The sequence below is a fragment of the Arthrobacter sp. S39 genome (assembly GCF_004320525.1).
GTDB lineage: Bacteria > Actinomycetota > Actinomycetes > Actinomycetales > Micrococcaceae > Arthrobacter.
The window spans coordinates 178,483-196,077 of sequence record NZ_SIHX01000008.1; the positions used below are offsets into that span (position 1 = coordinate 178,483).

General features: G+C 60.2%; 10 protein-coding genes. All 10 read left to right on the forward strand.

Features of this window, described 5'->3' with window-relative positions; genetic code table 11:
- The first annotated feature begins 691 nt into the window (after window positions 1-691).
- The 10 genes from EYS21_RS16785 (at window position 692) to EYS21_RS16830 (ending at window position 17,418) form a co-directional block, all read left to right on the forward strand.
- A complete protein-coding gene (locus EYS21_RS16785; protein ID WP_242633469.1) occupies window positions 692-2,212 on the forward strand; it encodes an ABC transporter substrate-binding protein in 1,521 nt (506 codons plus the stop codon).
- A 59-nt stretch (window positions 2,213-2,271) separates the two neighbouring features.
- A complete protein-coding gene (locus tag EYS21_RS16790; protein WP_131134376.1) occupies window positions 2,272-3,213 on the forward strand; it encodes an ABC transporter permease in 942 nt (313 codons plus the stop codon).
- Complete coding sequence (locus tag EYS21_RS16795) at window positions 3,210-5,039, forward strand: dipeptide/oligopeptide/nickel ABC transporter permease/ATP-binding protein (RefSeq protein ID WP_131134377.1); 1,830 nt, start codon at window positions 3,210-3,212, stop codon at window positions 5,037-5,039. Before EYS21_RS16790 ends, EYS21_RS16795 begins: the two co-directional genes overlap by 4 nt.
- Window positions 5,036-5,869, forward strand: coding sequence for an ATP-binding cassette domain-containing protein (locus tag EYS21_RS16800; RefSeq protein WP_131134378.1), 834 nt, complete (start codon window positions 5,036-5,038; stop codon window positions 5,867-5,869). Before EYS21_RS16795 ends, EYS21_RS16800 begins: the two co-directional genes overlap by 4 nt.
- Before the next feature lie 545 nt (window positions 5,870-6,414).
- A complete protein-coding gene (locus EYS21_RS16805; RefSeq protein ID WP_242633462.1) occupies window positions 6,415-7,764 on the forward strand; it encodes an MFS transporter in 1,350 nt (449 codons plus the stop codon).
- Window positions 7,765-7,807: 43 nt separating this feature from the next.
- Complete coding sequence (locus tag EYS21_RS16810) at window positions 7,808-10,303, forward strand: glycoside hydrolase family 78 protein (RefSeq protein WP_131134379.1); 2,496 nt, start codon at window positions 7,808-7,810, stop codon at window positions 10,301-10,303.
- Entirely contained in the window at window positions 10,303-12,633 is a 2,331-nt protein-coding gene (locus EYS21_RS16815; RefSeq protein ID WP_131134380.1) for a glycoside hydrolase family 3 N-terminal domain-containing protein, read from the forward strand. Before EYS21_RS16810 ends, EYS21_RS16815 begins: the two co-directional genes overlap by 1 nt.
- Before the next feature lie 346 nt (window positions 12,634-12,979).
- A complete protein-coding gene (locus EYS21_RS16820; protein WP_131134381.1) occupies window positions 12,980-13,972 on the forward strand; it encodes a LacI family DNA-binding transcriptional regulator in 993 nt (330 codons plus the stop codon).
- A gap of 162 nt (window positions 13,973-14,134) precedes the next feature.
- Complete coding sequence (locus tag EYS21_RS16825; protein ID WP_131134382.1) at window positions 14,135-16,573, forward strand: glycoside hydrolase family 2 TIM barrel-domain containing protein; 2,439 nt, start codon at window positions 14,135-14,137, stop codon at window positions 16,571-16,573.
- Between the two features lie 59 nt (window positions 16,574-16,632).
- On the forward strand, window positions 16,633-17,418 hold the full coding sequence (locus tag EYS21_RS16830) for an SDR family oxidoreductase (RefSeq protein WP_131134383.1): 786 nt from the start codon (window positions 16,633-16,635) through the stop codon (window positions 17,416-17,418).
- Window positions 17,419-17,595 lie beyond the last annotated feature (177 nt).

The following is a 17,595-nucleotide window of genomic DNA, read 5'->3' on the forward strand; positions in this document are numbered from 1 at the left end:
CCCTCAGATCGTTCATACGGCCTGATGCTTGTCTTGTGAGGAACGGGGATTCCAGTCCTGTGCGCTGATATTCGCCGCGGTTACGTCGTCGTCATACACCCCGATTCCCGTCATCCCCGCGTGCGCCTCCGCCCCCGCGATGCGCTGTCGTGTTTAATTCCTGCCGGGCCGGGCCCCATAGGAGCCGAGCCCTGAGCCTTTGCAAGCGTCACCGGCGCGTCAAGCCCTGGCGAGCCAGCCGTCACCTCCATCGTCGCCGCTCGTGTGTCCGGTTAGGCTGGACGGCCACAAACACTTTCCGGTATGCATCGAATTCATCAAAGAGCACGGCCGCTTCAGGCGCGCAAGCCACCATCACGCCCGGTCGTGCCGCAACCCGCACGACTGGAGGGAGGTAGGGCACGTCCTGGCGACGTTGTTGGTCCTAGACGTTCCGTCTGTCGCAACCCTCTGCGCGCGGGGGACAGTACATCGCCCGCTGCTAGCTGACCACGGCCACTACGAGGTCGACTCAGGAGCACCCGCTACGCCCGGGTGTGAGAAATTTCACGTCTTAACTTGCGCGCGCTAACTGGCGTCCGTATAGTCGGATGAGCTACGCAGATAGCGCGCGCTAGCGTGTGCGTACATCGCGCGACGCCGACGGCCTCGCCGGTAGCCATCCAAAGCAGACAAGGAAGTCAACGTGAACATGAGATACAGGCGTCTCGCGGCGGTTGTTGCCGCTGTTACAGCGCTCGCGCTCGGAGGATGTTCCTCCACAGGTGACACCGGACCAGATGCAAATAAATCCGCGATTAAGACGCTTCGGTTGCCACTCTCAACCGCGCCCGGGAACTTCCAGATCGGGAACTGGCCAGGCGGCGAGGCCTACATGTTCCTCTCGGTGTACGACACCCTTGTCGGTCGCGGCCTCGACGGAAGCGTCGTCCCTGCGGTTGCAGAGTCGTGGAAATACTCGGAGGACCAGAAGACACTGACGTTCAAGATTCGTGAGGGTATGACCTTCACAGACGGGGAGCCCGTCGACGCCAATGCGGTTGTGGCCTCGCTCGAGGTGGCCAGAACAGGCCCCGCCTCGGCCAGTTCCCTTACAAAGATCGCCGGTGTGGAAGCTCCGGATGAGTCAACTGTGGTCCTGGACCTGTCTGAACCGGATGCGGCGCTACTTCCCATCCTGAGCAGCAATATCGGGGGCATCGGTTCTCCGAAGGTACTCACCGATGAGAGCTCGAAGCTAAAGCCCGTCGGATCCGGACCCTACGTCATCGATGACGCTGCAACCACAGTTGGCGCTGTCTACACCCTGAAACGCAACCCTGGCTACTGGAACTCCAAGGCATACCCTTACGACACCGTTGAGTTCCGTGTGATCGAAGACCCGGTTGCACAGCAGAACGCGATGCAGGCCGGCCAGCTGGATTTCGTCAACATCTCCGCTGACCAGAGGAGCCAGTTTCCTGAGGACAAGTTCACCGTTGGAGAAGGCACACCATCGGGTATCGCCGCGCTGTGGTTGATCGACCGAAACGGGGACATCATTCCCGCACTGAAAGACAAGCGCGTCCGCCAGGCAATTAACATGGCGTTCGATCGATCACTGATCGCGAAGTCTCTCGGTGAAGGCGGCACCTACCCCTCCAATCAGTTGGTGAGTCCACGCGGCAAGGTCTTCAGTGAAGATCTTTTGAAGGTCAATGACTACGATCCCAAACAAGCCAAAGCGCTTCTGGCCGAAGCCGGCTACGCCGACGGGTTTGAGATGAAAATGCCCAGCACTGCCCTGACGACGACCTACGAGTCAGCGATCGCGCAGGCGCTCGGTGATATTGGCATCACAGTGACGTGGGAACCCATCCAGTTCCAGGATCTGTTCCCCAAGATTTTTGCGGGTAACTACGGTGCGTACTTCTTCTACAACGGCCTCACAAGCAATGATGCCCAGGACTTGGCGGGAAGCCTGGTCGGAATCTTCAACCCCTCCAACAACACGTCTCCCGAGTTGACCGAGCTTATGAAGGCTGCGAACAGCGCACCTATTGAGAAACAGGCCGATGCATTCCGAGCGGTCAACGAGTACCTGGTAGAGGATGGCTGGGCTGCACCGATCGGCTACACCTCGGGGTTCTACGCCACGACGAAGGATGTCAAGTACACCCCGCCCTTGGTAAATGGACAGACTGTCCTGCCCTTCGCCCCGGCAGGTTCATAGAAACATCAGTTAGGTGGCGTGGAGCGTCGCTCCACGCCACCCTTCATAGGAGCGAATGAATGTTCTCTTTCATGATTCGGCGATTAGGGCATGGCGTGGTCTTGATCCTCATCGTTACTGCAATCACGTTCTTTCTTACGTACGGCGCGGGTATCCCTGTAGCCACCAACATCCTCGGTAAGAACGCAACACCTGAAGCAATCGCCAAGTTGGAAGCCCAGCTGGGCCTTGACCTTCCAATGGGTCAGCAGTACCTCAACTGGCTTATCAATGCGGTGCAGGGGGATTTGGGCCGGTCGTATTTCTCGAATGAACCCGTGGTGGATGCCATGGCAACGCGGCTGCCGGTCACGCTGTCCATAGTCTTCGTCGCTGCCGCCCTCATGCTGATCCTCAGCACAATCCTCGGGGTGGCCTCGGCCGCACGTCCGGGCATCCTTGACAACATCCTGCAATTCATCTCGGTAATTACCTTCATTTTCCCGACATTGATCCTCGGTCTCGGAATGGTATTTCTCTTCGCGGTCTCCTTGAAATGGGTTCCAGCAGTCGGCTATACGGACCTGAGTGATTCGCCAACGCGTTGGTTCGCGGGAGTCATTCTGCCCGCCATCGTCCTGGCAATCGGCGGGATTGCAGCCCTCGCCGCCCAAATCCGCGGTTCGATGATCGACGAGCTTGAAAAGGACTACATCAGGACGTTGCGCAGTAGAGGAGTGCCCGAACGCTCACTGTTGTTGAAGCACGCACTGCGAAACGCTGCCAGCCCAGCCTTCACCACCTTCTCCCTTCAATTCATCGGCATGTTTGGAGCAGCTCTCTTCGCCGAGAAAATTTTCGCTCTGCCGGGGTATGGAACATATGGCTACCAAGCGACCGTCACCGGAGACCTTCCTGCGCTCCTTGGCGCATCCCTCTTCGGAATCCTTATCGTCGTTGTTGTCAACCTCCTGGTCGATCTTGCCAACGGCTGGCTCAACCCCAAAGCGAGGCTCACATGACAGTCCCCGAACGCCAGGCAACCCTCGATGCAAATCACGTTGAAGAACGTCGCAAAGGATCGTTTGCCCGTATGCTCAGAAACCCACTTGGCCTAGGGGCACTTGTCCTTCTGACCGCCGTGGTCATGCTCGGGTTACTGGAACCTGTGCTGAGCGCGCACGACCCAAATTTCAGTTCCCTGACGGCGGTCAACACACCGCCTTTCTCCCCGGACTACTTACTCGGTGCTGACCAGTACGGACGCGACATCTGGTCACGCAGTCTGGTCGCAATCAACGTCTCCGTCATTTCAGGGCTGCTCGGGGCAGGTGTGGCAGTATCCATCGGTACGGTGTTCGGGCTCATTTCCGGCTATGTAGCCAAACGCACAGACGCAGCCTTGTCCTGGCTGTTCAACCTGGTCATGACCTTCCCGGCACTGATCCTTGTCATGATTCTCTACCCCATCACCGGCGGCGACTACAAGATCATGATGGGCGTCTTCGGGATCTTCATCTCGGCTGGCATTTTCCGTCTGGTCCGCAATCTCGTCCTCGGCGTGCGGAACGAACTATACGTGGACGCCGCGCGCGTAGCGGGGCTCTCCAACGTCCGCATCCTTTCCCGTCACGTTCTCTACGCCGTTCGAGGCCCCATCATCATCGCCTCCGCGTTTCTCGCCGTCGCCTCCATTGGCATCCAGGCAGGCCTGGCATTCCTTGGGCTAGGGTCCAGCCAGCTACCGAGCTTCGGCTTGATGGCGGGAGCTGCGTTCTTGAACATTTACCAGCATCCAATTCAGATGCTCTGGCCCTCCCTCTTCCTGGCCGTCATGACCGGCGCTTTAGTGATGCTCGCCAACGCCTACCGGGACTCCCTCGCAGCTCCAAACGCCGTACCCAAGAAGCCGCGCACGCACACAGTAGTGCCGCCAATAGAAGAGACTGGTGCCACTGATAGCGCTGCAAGCATTGATGGCAACCAGGATCAAGCCAGAAGCAAAGGCAACCTGCTGACGGTTCGAAATCTTCGAGTCGAGTATCCGCAGGCCGATGGCACCTACAGGAGTGTCGTCAAAGGAGTGTCGTTGGACGTCAACCTGGGTGAAGTCGTGGGTGTCGTCGGAGAATCCGGGTCAGGAAAGACCCAGACAGCCTTCTCCATTCTCGGCCTATTGCCCCGCCAAGCCCGGGTCAGCGCCGATTTACTCGAAATTGCAGGCGAACCGATTTCCGCGCAGGATGACCGCACACTACGGCGCATGCGGGGCAGTGCCCTTGCATACATTCCCCAGGAGCCTATGTCGAACCTGGATCCGTCCTTCACCGTCGGTAGCCAACTCATAGAACCCCTGACAGCTGGTATGTCGAAGAAAGAAGCGCGGGCCACCATTCTGGCCCTGCTGGCTCGGGTCGGCATTCCCGATCCTCTACGAACCTTCAAGTCCTACCCTCATCAGATATCCGGTGGCATGGCCCAACGCGTCCTTATCGCCGGGGCTGTTTCATCGCGGCCAAAGCTGCTCATCGCTGACGAACCCACCACTGCCCTGGACGTGACGGTGCAAGCTGAGATCCTTGACCTTCTGCGTGATCTCCAAGGCGAGTTCGGCATGGGAGTCCTCTTGGTAACGCACAACTTCGGGGTTGTCGCCGATCTCTGCAATCGAGTGGTTGTTATGAAGGACGGGGAAATGGTGGAGTCGGGCGACGTGAGATCTATCTTCCACGCGCCGTCCAAGGAATATACCCAACAACTCATCGCCGCGATTCTGGATGAGAACACGACCCGCTCTGACCCGCCCGCAGCGGCGCCGTCTGCACTGAACAAGGAGCATGCTCGATGAGCAACCCACTGCTAAAAGTCTCCGACCTCCGTCTCCGATACCCTGGCACCGGGTTCCGCACAGCGTCACCGGAGGTGCTCCGCGGCGTTTCCATCGAAATCACCCCCGGTGAGACGCTCGGCGTCGTAGGGGAATCCGGCTCGGGAAAAACCACCCTTGGGAGGGCGGTATTGGGTCTCGCTAGACCGACCGGCGGAACGATTAAGTTTGACGGGCGCGACATCACCCACATGAACCCCCGCGAACGGCGACCCCTCGCCCGCGACATTCAGGTGATTTTTCAGGATCCGTACACGTCCTTGAACCCCTCCCTTCAGATTGCTGACATCCTCACTGAGCCGCTCATCGCCCAAGGAACGTCCTCACAGGCGGCTCGCAACTCCGTGCGGCAACTGCTGGACTCGGTCGGACTGCCGGCTAACGCCGCCCAACGCTACCCGAAAGAGTTCAGCGGCGGGCAACGGCAAAGAATTGCTATTGCCCGAGCCGTGGCTCTTAAACCACGCCTTATCGTGTGTGATGAACCCGTTTCGGCTTTGGATCTGACCACCCAGTCACGAGTGCTCGATCTACTCATCGACTTGCAACGCCAAACCGGCGTCGCCTACCTGTTCATTACGCACGACCTGTCAGTGGTACGGCATATCAGCCACCGCGTCACGGTGATGTATCAAGGCGAATTGGTCGAGACCGGTCAAACCCCAGAAGTCACCACCAACCCGCAGCACGAATATACACGGAGCCTGTTGCTCGCCTCGCCGACAGCTGACCCCGACCGCCAAGCTGAGCGACGTGCTGCACGACGCCTCCTTCGTTTGGCGAACTCCTAGTCAATAATTCATATGTAGGTTGGGGCGCCAAGGGCAGTGGGGAGCGGCCCGCATGGTGGTTGCGAGGGCCGCTTGAAGGGGTGGCGCCCGGTGTTGGCTGCTGGCGAGTCTTTAGCGACTGCAATGGTCAGACTGAAATGCGCTGGATGGGTGTCGCATGACGATTGTGCGAGCAGGAGCGTGGCGGTGTCTAAGTTCGAAGCATCGGCAATGGTTCAGGTTCACCAATGCCGGGCACAGGTGCGCCCAGAGAGGAGCGGGCTACTCCAGCCTGGCGTGGCGCAGGTTCTTGGCGTGCGGTCTTCCCACCAACCCCGCATCGCCGGCGGGTCGCTGCTGTGGCAATTGTTGCATCGAGGGCAATTGTTGCATCGAGGCGAAAGGCCATGCTCGTTCTGCCGGCCGCGCTTCACCGGTGTGGACACAAAGGCAAAAGACCTCATCGCAATGAATCGATACAAAGTTACTTGCGCGTGCTAGCTCTGCGGGTGTACGCTCTCGTAAGCCAGCTCACAGTTGTGCATCCTTATTAGTAGACATTGACGATGGAGTCTTCGATGGCAATACGCCCAGGCGATCTTCCCGCCGCCCCTCAGCCTCTGCCGACCGCGCCGGGGGCGCTGGCGGAGGTTATGCAGAACGCACCGCAACCTCCGGCTGAACAGAAAGCCAGCACCTCGTACATCTGGTTCCAAGTACTGGGTCAATTCGGTGTATTCGTAGCATTCATCACGCCTCTGGCGATTTCATTGGCCATTCGTTTGGCGGAGCTGGCGCCGGGCCGTGACGAGTATCTGGGATACATCACCGGCGCTGGATCCTTGGTAGTGATGGTCACAGCTCCGCTTCTGGGTGTGCTCAGCGACCGAACGCGCTCACGAATTGGACGTCGTCGTCCGTTCATGATCGGCGGCATGCTGGTGGGCATCCTTTCACTCTTCGTTATGGCGATGGCACCAAGCGCGCTGGTTCTCGGCATCGGCTGGGTCCTCGCGCAGCTCGGCTGGGGTCAAGTCCTTCAGGCCCTGCTGACATCCATGGCCGATAAGCTATCGGAAACCCAGCGAGGGAAAGTCGCCGGCCTTGCAGGTTTCGCCACCCAGGTGGCGCCCGTTGTAGGTGTTGTAATCGCTGGCAGCTTCGCTGCTGATGCGCTTCTGCTCTTCCTGCTGCCCGGTTTGGTCGGCGTGATCTTTGTGACCCTCTTTGTGTTGTTCACGAAGGAAAACGACACCCGAAACGCCCGGTTCGACGAGAAACTGTCCCTGGGTACGCTGTTCAGCAAGTACCTGTACAACCCCCGCTCGTACCCGGACTTCTCATGGGTATGGCTTGGCCGGTTCCTCTTCTACTTCGGTCTTACCTTGAACACCACGTTCACGGCGTTCTTCTTCGCTGAGCGTCTCGGCGTCAGTGTTGCCGATTCCGCACCCATCATCGCCACCATCAGCCTGATCGGGATTGTTGCTACAACCGCCGGTGCCATTGGAGGCGGATTCCTCTCAGACAAGCTGCGTCGCCGGCGCGTCTTCGTCCTTTACTCAGGTGTTCTTTTCACACTGGGCACGGTTGTCATGGCCGTTGCCTCCGACTTCACTCTGCTGGTGACTGGTTCGATGATCGTGTCTGCGGGAATCGGCATGTTCTCGGCAATCGACCAAGCCCTCATCCTGGATGTTCTGCCGGAGAAGGACACCAACGCCGGACGATTCATGGGCATCATCGGCTTCGCAGTGTCGATCCCGCAGGCAGTTGCACCCTTTATTGCACCGGCATTCCTCGCAATCGGAGTCGTAGCGGGTGGCGAAAAGAACTACACCCTGCTCTACCTCATCGCCGGCGTCTTCACCCTCATAGGCGGCATGGTGGCCATGCGCGTCCGCTCAGTCCGCTAACCCAACCAGCCAGCCAATACCCAGCGTTACAAGGAGTTCCACAATGACCGCCGACTGGTCCGCATCTTTCATCACCCCCAAGCATTCAACAGGCGAACCCGGAGAGCCCGCTTCGTATCTTCGTCGTGAATTCGAAGTACCCGAACTGCCGGTCAAAGCAACGCTCCACAGTACAGCTGTAGGCCTGATCGAAGCGCACGTCAACGGGAACGTTGTGGGAGATGAGGTCTTGACGCCCGGCTGGACTTCTTATCGCCATCGACTCGTTGTCAGCAGCCACGACGTCACGTCGCTGATCACCCCGGGAGTCAATGCGCTGGGCGCAATTATGGGGGAGGGGTGGGCGCTGGGACGCCTCGGCTGGGAGGAAAAACGCAACCACTATTCGGAGCGGCCAGCCGCCTGGTTGCAGCTTGATGTGGAGTACGCCGACGGCCGGACAGAACGGATCACTACAGATGGTTCGTTCCGGGCCGGAACCGGTGCTGTGCTCGCGAACAGCATTTACGACGGCGAAACTTACGATGCGCGTCTGGAACCCTTCGGGTGGGACAAGCCTGGGTTCGACGATTCGCAGTGGGCCGCTGTTGAAATCTTCGACTGGCCGCTCGAAGCACTCGTGGAGCCCACAGCTCCGCCCATCCGGCGGATCGAAGAGCTGGCTCCCGTGGAAATCCTGACAACGGCCTCAGGGCGCACCGTGGTGGACTTCGGCCAAAACATCTCAGGTTGGGTACGGCTCGACGTCCAAGGTCCAGCCGGTACGACAGTGACGCTTAAGCACTCGGAGGTGATGATTGCCGGCGAAGCGGACTTCGAGACGATCCGGACAGCAGCGGCCACTACCCGGTACACGCTGCGCGGAGAAGGACGCGAAATCTGGGAGCCCCGCTTCACTTTCCATGGATTTCGCTACGTCGAGATCGACGGTTGGCCCGGAGTGTTGACCTCCGAGTCTCTGCGGGCCGTTGTTGTCCACTCCGACATGACCCGCATCGGGTGGCTCGAGACATCAAATCCGTTGCTGAACCAGCTGCACTCCAACGCGGTCTGGTCCATGCGGGACAACTTTGTTGGCGTCCCCACCGACTGTCCCCAGCGCGACGAACGCCTTGGCTGGACCGGTGACATCAACGCGTTCGCCCCCACTGCGGCGTTCCTCTACGACGTCCGCGGTGTCCTCGGATCCTGGTTGAGCGACCTCGCCGTTGAACAAAAGGAAAGTGGCTATGTGCCATGGGTTGTCCCTGATGTGCTCTCCACGCCATCTTCCCCGACGGCGCTGTGGAGCGATGTCGCAGTCAGCCTTCCCTGGGCGCTGTACAGGGAATATGGCGATGAACAGATCCTTGCGGACGCTTATGGTTCGATGACCGCCTTCATCCGTCAGGTTGCCGGCCTGCTGGATGACAACGGATTGTGGAGTACTGGCTTCCAGTACGGTGACTGGCTCGATCCGGACGCACCGATCGACAACCCGGCCGGTGGTAAAACCGACAGGCATCTTGTCGCTGCAGCCTACTTGTGCCGCACCACCCGGGAGATGGCTGACACCGCAGCCATCCTCGGACACGAGGCAGACGCCGTCGAATTCAATGCCCTTGCTTACCGCGTCCGCGGAGCGTTCCTGGACGAGTTCGTCAGCAAGACCGGCAGGGTTGTCAACGAGACCGCCACAGCATACGCATTGGCGATCACCTTCAATATTCTCGACGACACCCAGAAAGCGCATGCAGGTGACCGGCTGGCGGAAATCGTAGCCCGCGCCGGCTACCGCATCTCAACAGGCTTCGCCGGCACGCCGCTGGTCACCGATGCCCTCTCTGTCACAGGTCACCTCGACGAGGCTTACCTTATGCTTCTGGAAACGGGCTGCCCGTCCTTCCTGTACCCGGTGACGATGGGCGCCACCACCATTTGGGAGCGTTGGGATTCGGTACAGCCTGACGGGACCATCAACCCCTCCGGAATGACCTCCTTGAACCACTACGCCCTCGGGGCGGTTGTGGACTGGATGCACCGAACCATTGGTGGGCTGAACGCCGTCGAACCTGGCTACCGACGCATGCGAATCGCACCCCAACCGGGCAAACATCTCACTTCCGCAGACCTGAAACATGTCACCCCGCACGGGGAAGTGCGCGTGAATTGGAGCGTGAAAGAGGGCACAGCCCTGCTGGACGTGGCCATTCCGGAGGGGACCAGCGCCGAGGTGGTCCTGCCCCTGCACCCGGATGGGCTGAGAGTAGAGATTGCAGCTGGTGAGCATCAATGGAGTTATGCGGCTGAAATTGCCTCGGCCCGGACCACCTTTGACCTGGACTCAACCATTCGCGAGGTTGCCGAGGATCCGGCCGCATGGCGGCTGTTCAGCAACACCTTCGCTAGCCATTACCCCGGTGTTCCTCTGGACGGCAAGGACCCGGAAGCCGCTGCCATGTCCATCCGCACGCTGCTCGAATACATCCCCGGTGCCTCGGACCAGTTCCGCTCTGACCTTTCAGAGTCACTGGCAGCTGCATCGAACGGAGACAACTGATGACCCTCCACGACGATGCAGCCGGCGCCACCAAACAAGAACGAACAGAGGACCCATTGCCTGTACTGCCCTTCCGTGAATCCACACTGCCAGTGGAGGTCCGCGTCAAAGACCTCCTTGGCCGGCTCACTCTTGAGGAAAAAGCCGGTCAGCTGACACAGTATTTCTACACCGGGGACGGGGAGCCGATTCCGGACGATTTTGACATCGAGTCCCTTCCCCCTGAGCACCGTGTCCACATCAAGCTGCCGCAACTGATTGAGGAGGCCGTAAGCGCAGGAAAGGCCGGTTCCCTTCTCTTTATCCGGAACCCGGAACTCGCGAACCGCCTGCAGCGCCGCGCTGTAGAGGACAGCCGGTTTGGCATTCCGCTCCTCTTTGGGTTCGACGTCGTGCATGGGTGGCGGACCATTTTCCCCGTGCCAATCGCCATGGCTGCTACTTGGTCCGAAAATGTGATCGAAGCGGCGCAGACAGTGGCAGCACGGGAGGCCCGTGCCGCGGGCGTGCACTGGACTTTCGCCCCCAATGTCGACATTGCCCGGGACCCTCGCTGGGGACGCATCGTCGAAGGAGCAGGCGAAGACCCTGTCCTTGGTGCCGCCGTAGCCGGCGCTAACGTGCGCGGCTTCCAAGGTGACCTCGGCCCCGAGCGGATTCTCGCCGGGGTGAAGCACTTTGCAGGCTACGGGGCGGCCCGCGGGGGCAGGGATTACGACGACGTCGACATCTCCGACGCTGAACTTTGGAACGTGCACATCCCGGCGTTCCGCGCCGCTATCCACGCCGGGACGTCGAACGTGATGAGCGCCTACATGGACTTCAACGGGGTTCCAGTCTCTGGAAACCGCCAACTGCTCACCACCATCCTTCGGGACCAGCTCGGCTTCGATGGCTTTGTGGTTTCTGACGCAAACGCCGTGCGGTCTTTGGAGACGCAGCACTTCGCCAAGGATCAGGCAGATGCCGCCGTGCGAGCGGTGACGGCGGGCCTGGATATGGAAATGGCCATGATGGAACCCGCGTACACACGGCTTCCGGAAGCAGTCCAAAACGGTACCCTCAGTGAGAACGTGCTGGATGCCGCCGTCGAACGCGTCCTCACTGCCAAGTTCCGGCTGGGCTTATTCGAGAACCCCTACACTGAGGAATCTGCCACAGAGGCGGTCCTCGCTGCGCCAGAGCACCGCGAACTGGCCCTGACCGTTGCTGAGCAGTCCATGGTGCTGCTCAAGAACGATGCGGATGCGCTTCCCCTGGATGGCGAATCCCTTCGCAAAATTGCTGTCATCGGCCAACTGGCCCAGGCCTCACGGGACGCTCTTGGACCTTGGGTCTTTGACCATGACGTGACGGAGACCGTGACCATTGTGGACGGTCTCCGCTCGGCGCTGGAGGGGTCCGCAGAAGTGCTGCACGAACCCGGAGCGGGTATTCCTGAGCGTTTTTACCCCACGCCTTTCGATCAGTTGGACACCTCCATCGAGCGGACACCGGATGATTACGACGACGACGCCGCGATCGATCACGCCGTGGAGCTCGCCTCCAGTGCCGACGTCGCAATCGTGGTTGTTGGCCAGCGGCAGAACCAGATTGGCGAACGGGCGTCCACAAGTACGCTGGATTTGCCGGGTCGCCAGCTTGAACAACTGCAGCGCATCCACGGCACGGGCACCCCTGTGATCCTCATTGTCATGTCTGGCCGGCCGCTGGACTTGCGATGGGCGGATGAGCATATCCCTGCCATCGTTCAGACGTGGTATCCCGGTACCCGGGGCGGGGACGCGGTGGCCCGTACGCTGCTTGGCGCTGTCAGTCCGGCAGGGCGGTTGCCCTTTACGTGGCCCCAACACGTAGGTCAGGTGCCGCTTATCTACTCCCATCACCGGACCTTCGAACCGGAGCATCAGCAGTCCCGCTACTTCGAAGGATCCAATGCGCCGTTGTATCCCTTCGGCCACGGCCTGTCCTATGCCAGCTTCAAGTACGGCAATCTCTCAACCGGGCAGGCGGCAATCGCCCGAGGCGATGTTGTTACCGTCAACTGCGACGTGACCAACGTGTCGGACCGGGACGCCGATGAAGTGGTCCAGCTGTACATCCACCAACGCTACGGGACCTCCTCCCGACCCGTCCGGGAACTCAAGTCCTTCCAGCGGATCTCGCTTAAGGCAGGCGAAACCCGCACCGTGGAGTTTGAGCTGGGACCGGACCAACTCCGGTACTGGAGTGCAGCCACCCGCGACTACGTTCAAGACGCTACAACGATCGATATCTGGGTCGGCGGAGATTCCGAGGCTGACCTGGCGGCAGTACTGGAAATCACGTAAGCCGTTGCTTCGACCTGCGGAAGGTCCGGGACCGACAGAGCCCCGGACCTTCTTTTCCGTGCCCTGTTCCTGTTGTTGGTCGCGGCAGGGCCAATTGTTAAGGGAACGGATAAAAACCGAGATCCTGATTAACCCTCTGCTGCGAAACAGCCCGAGCTGGTGCAGACAGTTTGCTGCGGTGTTGCCGTTTCGGCTTGATCGTGGGGTTGCCGTAGTAACTGTCGTCAGCGCTTCGGCCTCGCCAAAAGACATCATTGCTGCCTCGCTTCGGCCAAGTCATTGAAGCGTTGTCCGGTGCGCTCCACGACAGAAGGGGGTACTAGCTCGCGCAAGGTACGATTTTTGGATGAGCACGGAGAATAAAGGCCGTAGAGTTACCGCAGCGGATGTCGCGAAGTCTTTGGGTATTTCCAGGGCTACCGTGGGTTTCGTCCTGAATAAAACGCGAGGCCAGACCATTTCGGAGGCAACCCGTAAGCGGGTCATTAACGAAGCTGCGAGGCTCGGGTATCGTCCGCACACGGCCGCTCAAGCTTTGGCCCGGGGTCGAAGCCGCATCATCTTGTTGGTCCTTCCCGATTGGCCTCTCGAATACAGCATGCGCCGTCACATCGCCGAGGCCTCCGGTTTTCTGGAAGAGGCCGGGTACTCTTTGGTCACCTACACAATTCACGAAACATCCAGGCCGCTGTGGGAGTCCCTTGATCCGGACGTCGTTATTGGGCTTCTCCCGTTCTCGGAGGAGGAAGTGGAATCGATACGGGCGAGTGGTATCACCAACATTGTCCCGGTTCCGGATGCGCATACGCCCGCCTGGCAGACAGGGCCGAGTATTGTCGCGGGGCCGGAACTGCAGGTGGAGCACCTCGTTGAACGCGGCCACCGCAAAATAGCTTTCGCGGCGCCCGGAGACAACCGTCTGCGCTCCTTTGGTGAGGCCCGTCGCAATATCGTCACCAACAAGGCGCTGGAGCTTGGTCTTGGTGAAGTGGATTGCCGTCAGATCGACCGCCAGGACGATTCGCCCCAGGTTGCCGTCCGAGAGTGGGTGAATGCGGGTGTGACCGGGGTGGTTGCCTTCAATGACGAGATCGCGGCAGTTGTTACCAGTGCCGCATTGCGCCAAGGCCTGGCGGTCCCCGGTGACCTTGCTGTCATCGGGCATGACGATGACCCGTGGGGCGAGATTCTTGTGCCCGCACTCTCGACTATCCGTATGGACGTCGAAGGACTGGGCCGGCTGTTGGCACTGACAGCACTGAACGCCGTGGACGGCAGGGACGTGCCCCAAGGGGAGCCCAATGCGGTGGCCACTCTCGTCCGACGGGCGTCGACCTAAAACACCGCCTGGCCTTTGTGCGGCCCGTGTGGAGCCGATCGCAGGGCTCGCGATCTGAACTTCTGATTGTGCCGGCATATCGGCGGCGGCACCTACTTGCGCGTGCTAGTCTTTTCAGCACACACCAAGAAGCACCTCTTACCGCCTCGACGATGGAGTCTCATGCCCACCGAAGCTATCAACCTCATTGACTGGGAATTCGCCAATACCAGTGCTGGCTCCTGGACTTCAGTCAGGCTCCCGCACGATGCCATGATCCACGAGACCCGCACACCTGACGCGCCCGGAGGTGCGGATGTGGCCTACTTCCCCGGTGGCTTCTACACATATCGGACCACGTGGAGTGCTCCGAAGGATCCGGCTGCTTGTGCGGCACTGCGCTTTGAGGGTGTCCAGGGCGACGCCACGGTTACCGTCAATGGCAAAGCAGTGGGTTCCATACGCGGCGGGTACACCGAATTCGAGTTCGCAGTGCAGGACCAGGTCCTTTGGGGTGCTGCCAATGAAATCGTCGTCACCGTAGATAATTCACTTCAGCCGGGAAGCAGATGGTACCCGGGCTCAGGGCTATATCGCGGAGTTTCCGTTATTCTGCGACCTGCCCTCCATTTCGCCAATGACGGTCTACGGGTGCGCACGCTGGCCCTCACGGCCAAAGCCGCAACGCTCGAAGTGCAATATGACCTGAACACACCCCACGACGCTGCAGGCATCTATGTGGAATTGTTCGACGGCGGCACTCTGGTCGCCGCCGCGAAGGCAAATGGAGCGGCGGGAACACTAGATTTGCACGTCCCGAACCCCAAACCCTGGAGCGCAGAAACACCGCACCGCTATGAACTCGTGGCAAAGGTTTATGCAGCTGAAGGGCTGATTGATGAACGACGCGAGAAGGTGGGGCTCAGGACGATCACGGTTGATGCCCAGCGGGGCCTGCGAATCAGCGGAGTCAGCACTTTGCTTAGGGGTGCGTGCATTCACCATGACAATGGAATTCTGGGCGCCGCTACGCACCGGGCAGCAGAATACCGGCGCATCCGGTTATTGAAGCAGGCGGGCTTCAACGCTATCCGCAGTGCCCATAACCCGATGTCACGGCACCTCCTGGATGCCTGCGACGAATTGGGCATGTACGTCCTGGATGAACTCGCCGACTACTGGTTCGCTTCCAAAACCCGGTACGACTCGGCAAGCAGGTTCCGGGACACCTGGTCCGAGGACGCGGACCGCATGGTGGAAAAAGACCGCAACCGCCCGTCGGTCATCATGTATGCCGCCGGAAACGAGATCCCGGAAACTGCAACGCCTGAAGGGGTCACTGTGGCCCGGGAGATCACGGAATACCTGCATCGTTTGGACCCGGACCGGCCGGTCACCCTTGCAACGAACCTCTTCCTGAACGCGATGGTGGTCTTCAACCAGTCCCCTTACAAAGAAGCTCCTGAGGCTGAGGGCGAGACATCGCTGGCCGGAAGTACCGAAGCGAACGTTTGGATCAACCAGATCGGACGCATGATGGACCTCGTTTCGAGGCTCCCACAGGCGGACAAGGCATCCAGGGATGGGTTCGCTGCAGTTGATGTCGCGGGTTACAACTACGGCCTGGCCCGGTACAAGCGGGACCTGCGCGTCTACCCCCAACGGGTAATTCTCGGCTCGGAAACGTTGCCCGCGGACGTCGCCCGGTCCTGGCACTTGGTGGAGGAGAACACCGCGGTCATAGGGGACTTTGTGTGGGCAGGCTGGGAGTACCTGGGCGAAGCCGGAGTCGCGGTTTGGGTCCCTGGGAAACGAGCGGGCTTTTCCAAGCCATACCCACACATCCTGGCGGGCCCTGGCATGTTCGATCTCATAGGCCAGCCGGACATCACCCTGCGCCTGGCGCAGGCTGCTTGGGGTGTCCTGGACGCCCCGGCGATCGGTGTGCGACCCCTGGACCGCAGCGGAGTGCCCATGGTGCGGTCGGCATGGCGCGTAACAGACGCCGTCGAAAGCTGGTCGTGGCGCGGGTGCGAGGGACGCAAGGCAGAGATCGAGGTCTATTCAGCCGATGACCATATAGAGCTATTCCTCAACGGCCGCCGGATCGGGCGCCGCAGAGCCGGCCGAAGCCGGGGTTACGTCGCCAAGTTCACAGTGCCATACGAGCCGGGGTCGCTCACCGCTGTGAGCTACCGAGGCGGCAACGAAGTTTCCAGGACAACCCTTCAAAGCGCCAACGGCCAGGTGGGGCTCCGTCTCACCACCGACAACACAAGTATCGCAGCGGACGAAGCTGAACTGGTTTTCGCCGAACTGGCCCTTGTGGGCGCTAACGGTCAGGTTGAGATGCTCGGCGACGAGAAAGTGCAACTGACTGTCACCGGTCCGGGTGAACTTATCGGCTTCGGAACAGCAGCGCCGGCGCCGACGGAAGCATTTACGGGCACCTTAACCACCACGTATCGCGGCCGTGCGCTCGCCATCGTGCGCCCCACAGGGGCAGCGGGAGCCATCACCATCACCGCACACGCACAGAATGCCGGCTCAGCCGAGCTTGTCGTCCAGGCAGCCGCTACAACACCTGAGCCTGTCGTCTTGGAGCCGGCATCGGTCCGGTAGACCCAATTACCCACGTAAGGAACGGCCGGGCATTCCGGTGGAAAATCGAAGGAGAACACATGAACCGCTATGAAGGACGTCGAGTACTCGTTACCGGTGGAGGGTCAGGAATCGGACAGGCCACCGTGCTCCGTCTGCTGTCCGAGGGAGCAAATGTCGTTGCCGCCGATGTGTCGGTAACAGGCCTGGAGGACACCAGAACAGCGGCCGGTCACGTATCCGGGAAGCTCACGACGGTGGTCATGGACGTCGGCAACGAAGCGTCCGTGAATCACGGCGTAAGTCAGGCCGCGGAGGTTCTGGGTGGGCTGGATGTCTTAGTAAACGCTGCAGGGATTCTGCGCTCATCGCACACAGAATCGACATCGCTGGAACAATTTGAACAAGTCATCCGGGTGAATTTGACTGGGACTTTCTTGGTCATCAGACAAGCCCTTCCTCATCTCAGGGCCGGCCGCGCAGCCGCCGTGGTGAACTTCTCATCCACATCGGCAACATTCGCCCACCCTTACATGAGCGCATATGCAGCGAGTAAAGGTGGCATCCAATCGATGACCCACGCACTCGCGTCTGAATATTCAAAAGCCGGTATCCGCTTCAATTCCGTGCAGCCCGGCTCCATCTCGTCGGGGATGACGGACGGGTCGGGGCAGAGCAAGCAGAATCAGGGTCCCGGCCTCCCCGACGATATGGACTACAGTTTGGCCAGCAAGCTGGTCCCCGCCCTCGGAGAAGGCTTCGCAGGACCGGAGACCGTCGCAAGCGTTGTCGCCATGCTGGCCAGCGATGACGGGAAATTCATTACCGGCACCGAGGTTCGCATCGACGGCGGCACCCACTTCTGACGCGTGGTCTGTCCGGGAATTCGGGTACTCACCTCTATGACGTACCTTCCACCCGGGGCCGGTCAGGGGCACCTCTGGATCCCCGGACCGGTCTCACGCTGCAGGTCATCGACAAGCTGCCACATTTTCGGCGTAGCGGCTGAGTAGGAGATGGCTCGCGCCGCACGTTGGCTGTTT

Bases quoted from the DNA above. Each gene is read 5' to 3' on its own strand.
- EYS21_RS16785 (WP_242633469.1), top strand. From the start codon at position 692: ATGAGATACAGGCGTCTCGCGGCGGTTGTTGCCGCTGTTACAGCGCTC.
- EYS21_RS16790 (WP_131134376.1), top strand. From the start codon at position 2,272: ATGTTCTCTTTCATGATTCGGCGATTAGGGCATGGCGTGGTCTTGATC.
- EYS21_RS16795 (WP_131134377.1), top strand. From the start codon at position 3,210: ATGACAGTCCCCGAACGCCAGGCAACCCTCGATGCAAATCACGTTGAA.
- EYS21_RS16800 (WP_131134378.1), top strand. From the start codon at position 5,036: ATGAGCAACCCACTGCTAAAAGTCTCCGACCTCCGTCTCCGATACCCT.
- EYS21_RS16805 (WP_242633462.1), top strand. From the start codon at position 6,415: ATGGAGTCTTCGATGGCAATACGCCCAGGCGATCTTCCCGCCGCCCCT.
- EYS21_RS16810 (WP_131134379.1), top strand. From the start codon at position 7,808: ATGACCGCCGACTGGTCCGCATCTTTCATCACCCCCAAGCATTCAACA.
- EYS21_RS16815 (WP_131134380.1), top strand. From the start codon at position 10,303: ATGACCCTCCACGACGATGCAGCCGGCGCCACCAAACAAGAACGAACA.
- EYS21_RS16820 (WP_131134381.1), top strand. From the start codon at position 12,980: ATGAGCACGGAGAATAAAGGCCGTAGAGTTACCGCAGCGGATGTCGCG.
- EYS21_RS16825 (WP_131134382.1), top strand. From the start codon at position 14,135: ATGCCCACCGAAGCTATCAACCTCATTGACTGGGAATTCGCCAATACC.
- EYS21_RS16830 (WP_131134383.1), top strand. From the start codon at position 16,633: ATGAACCGCTATGAAGGACGTCGAGTACTCGTTACCGGTGGAGGGTCA.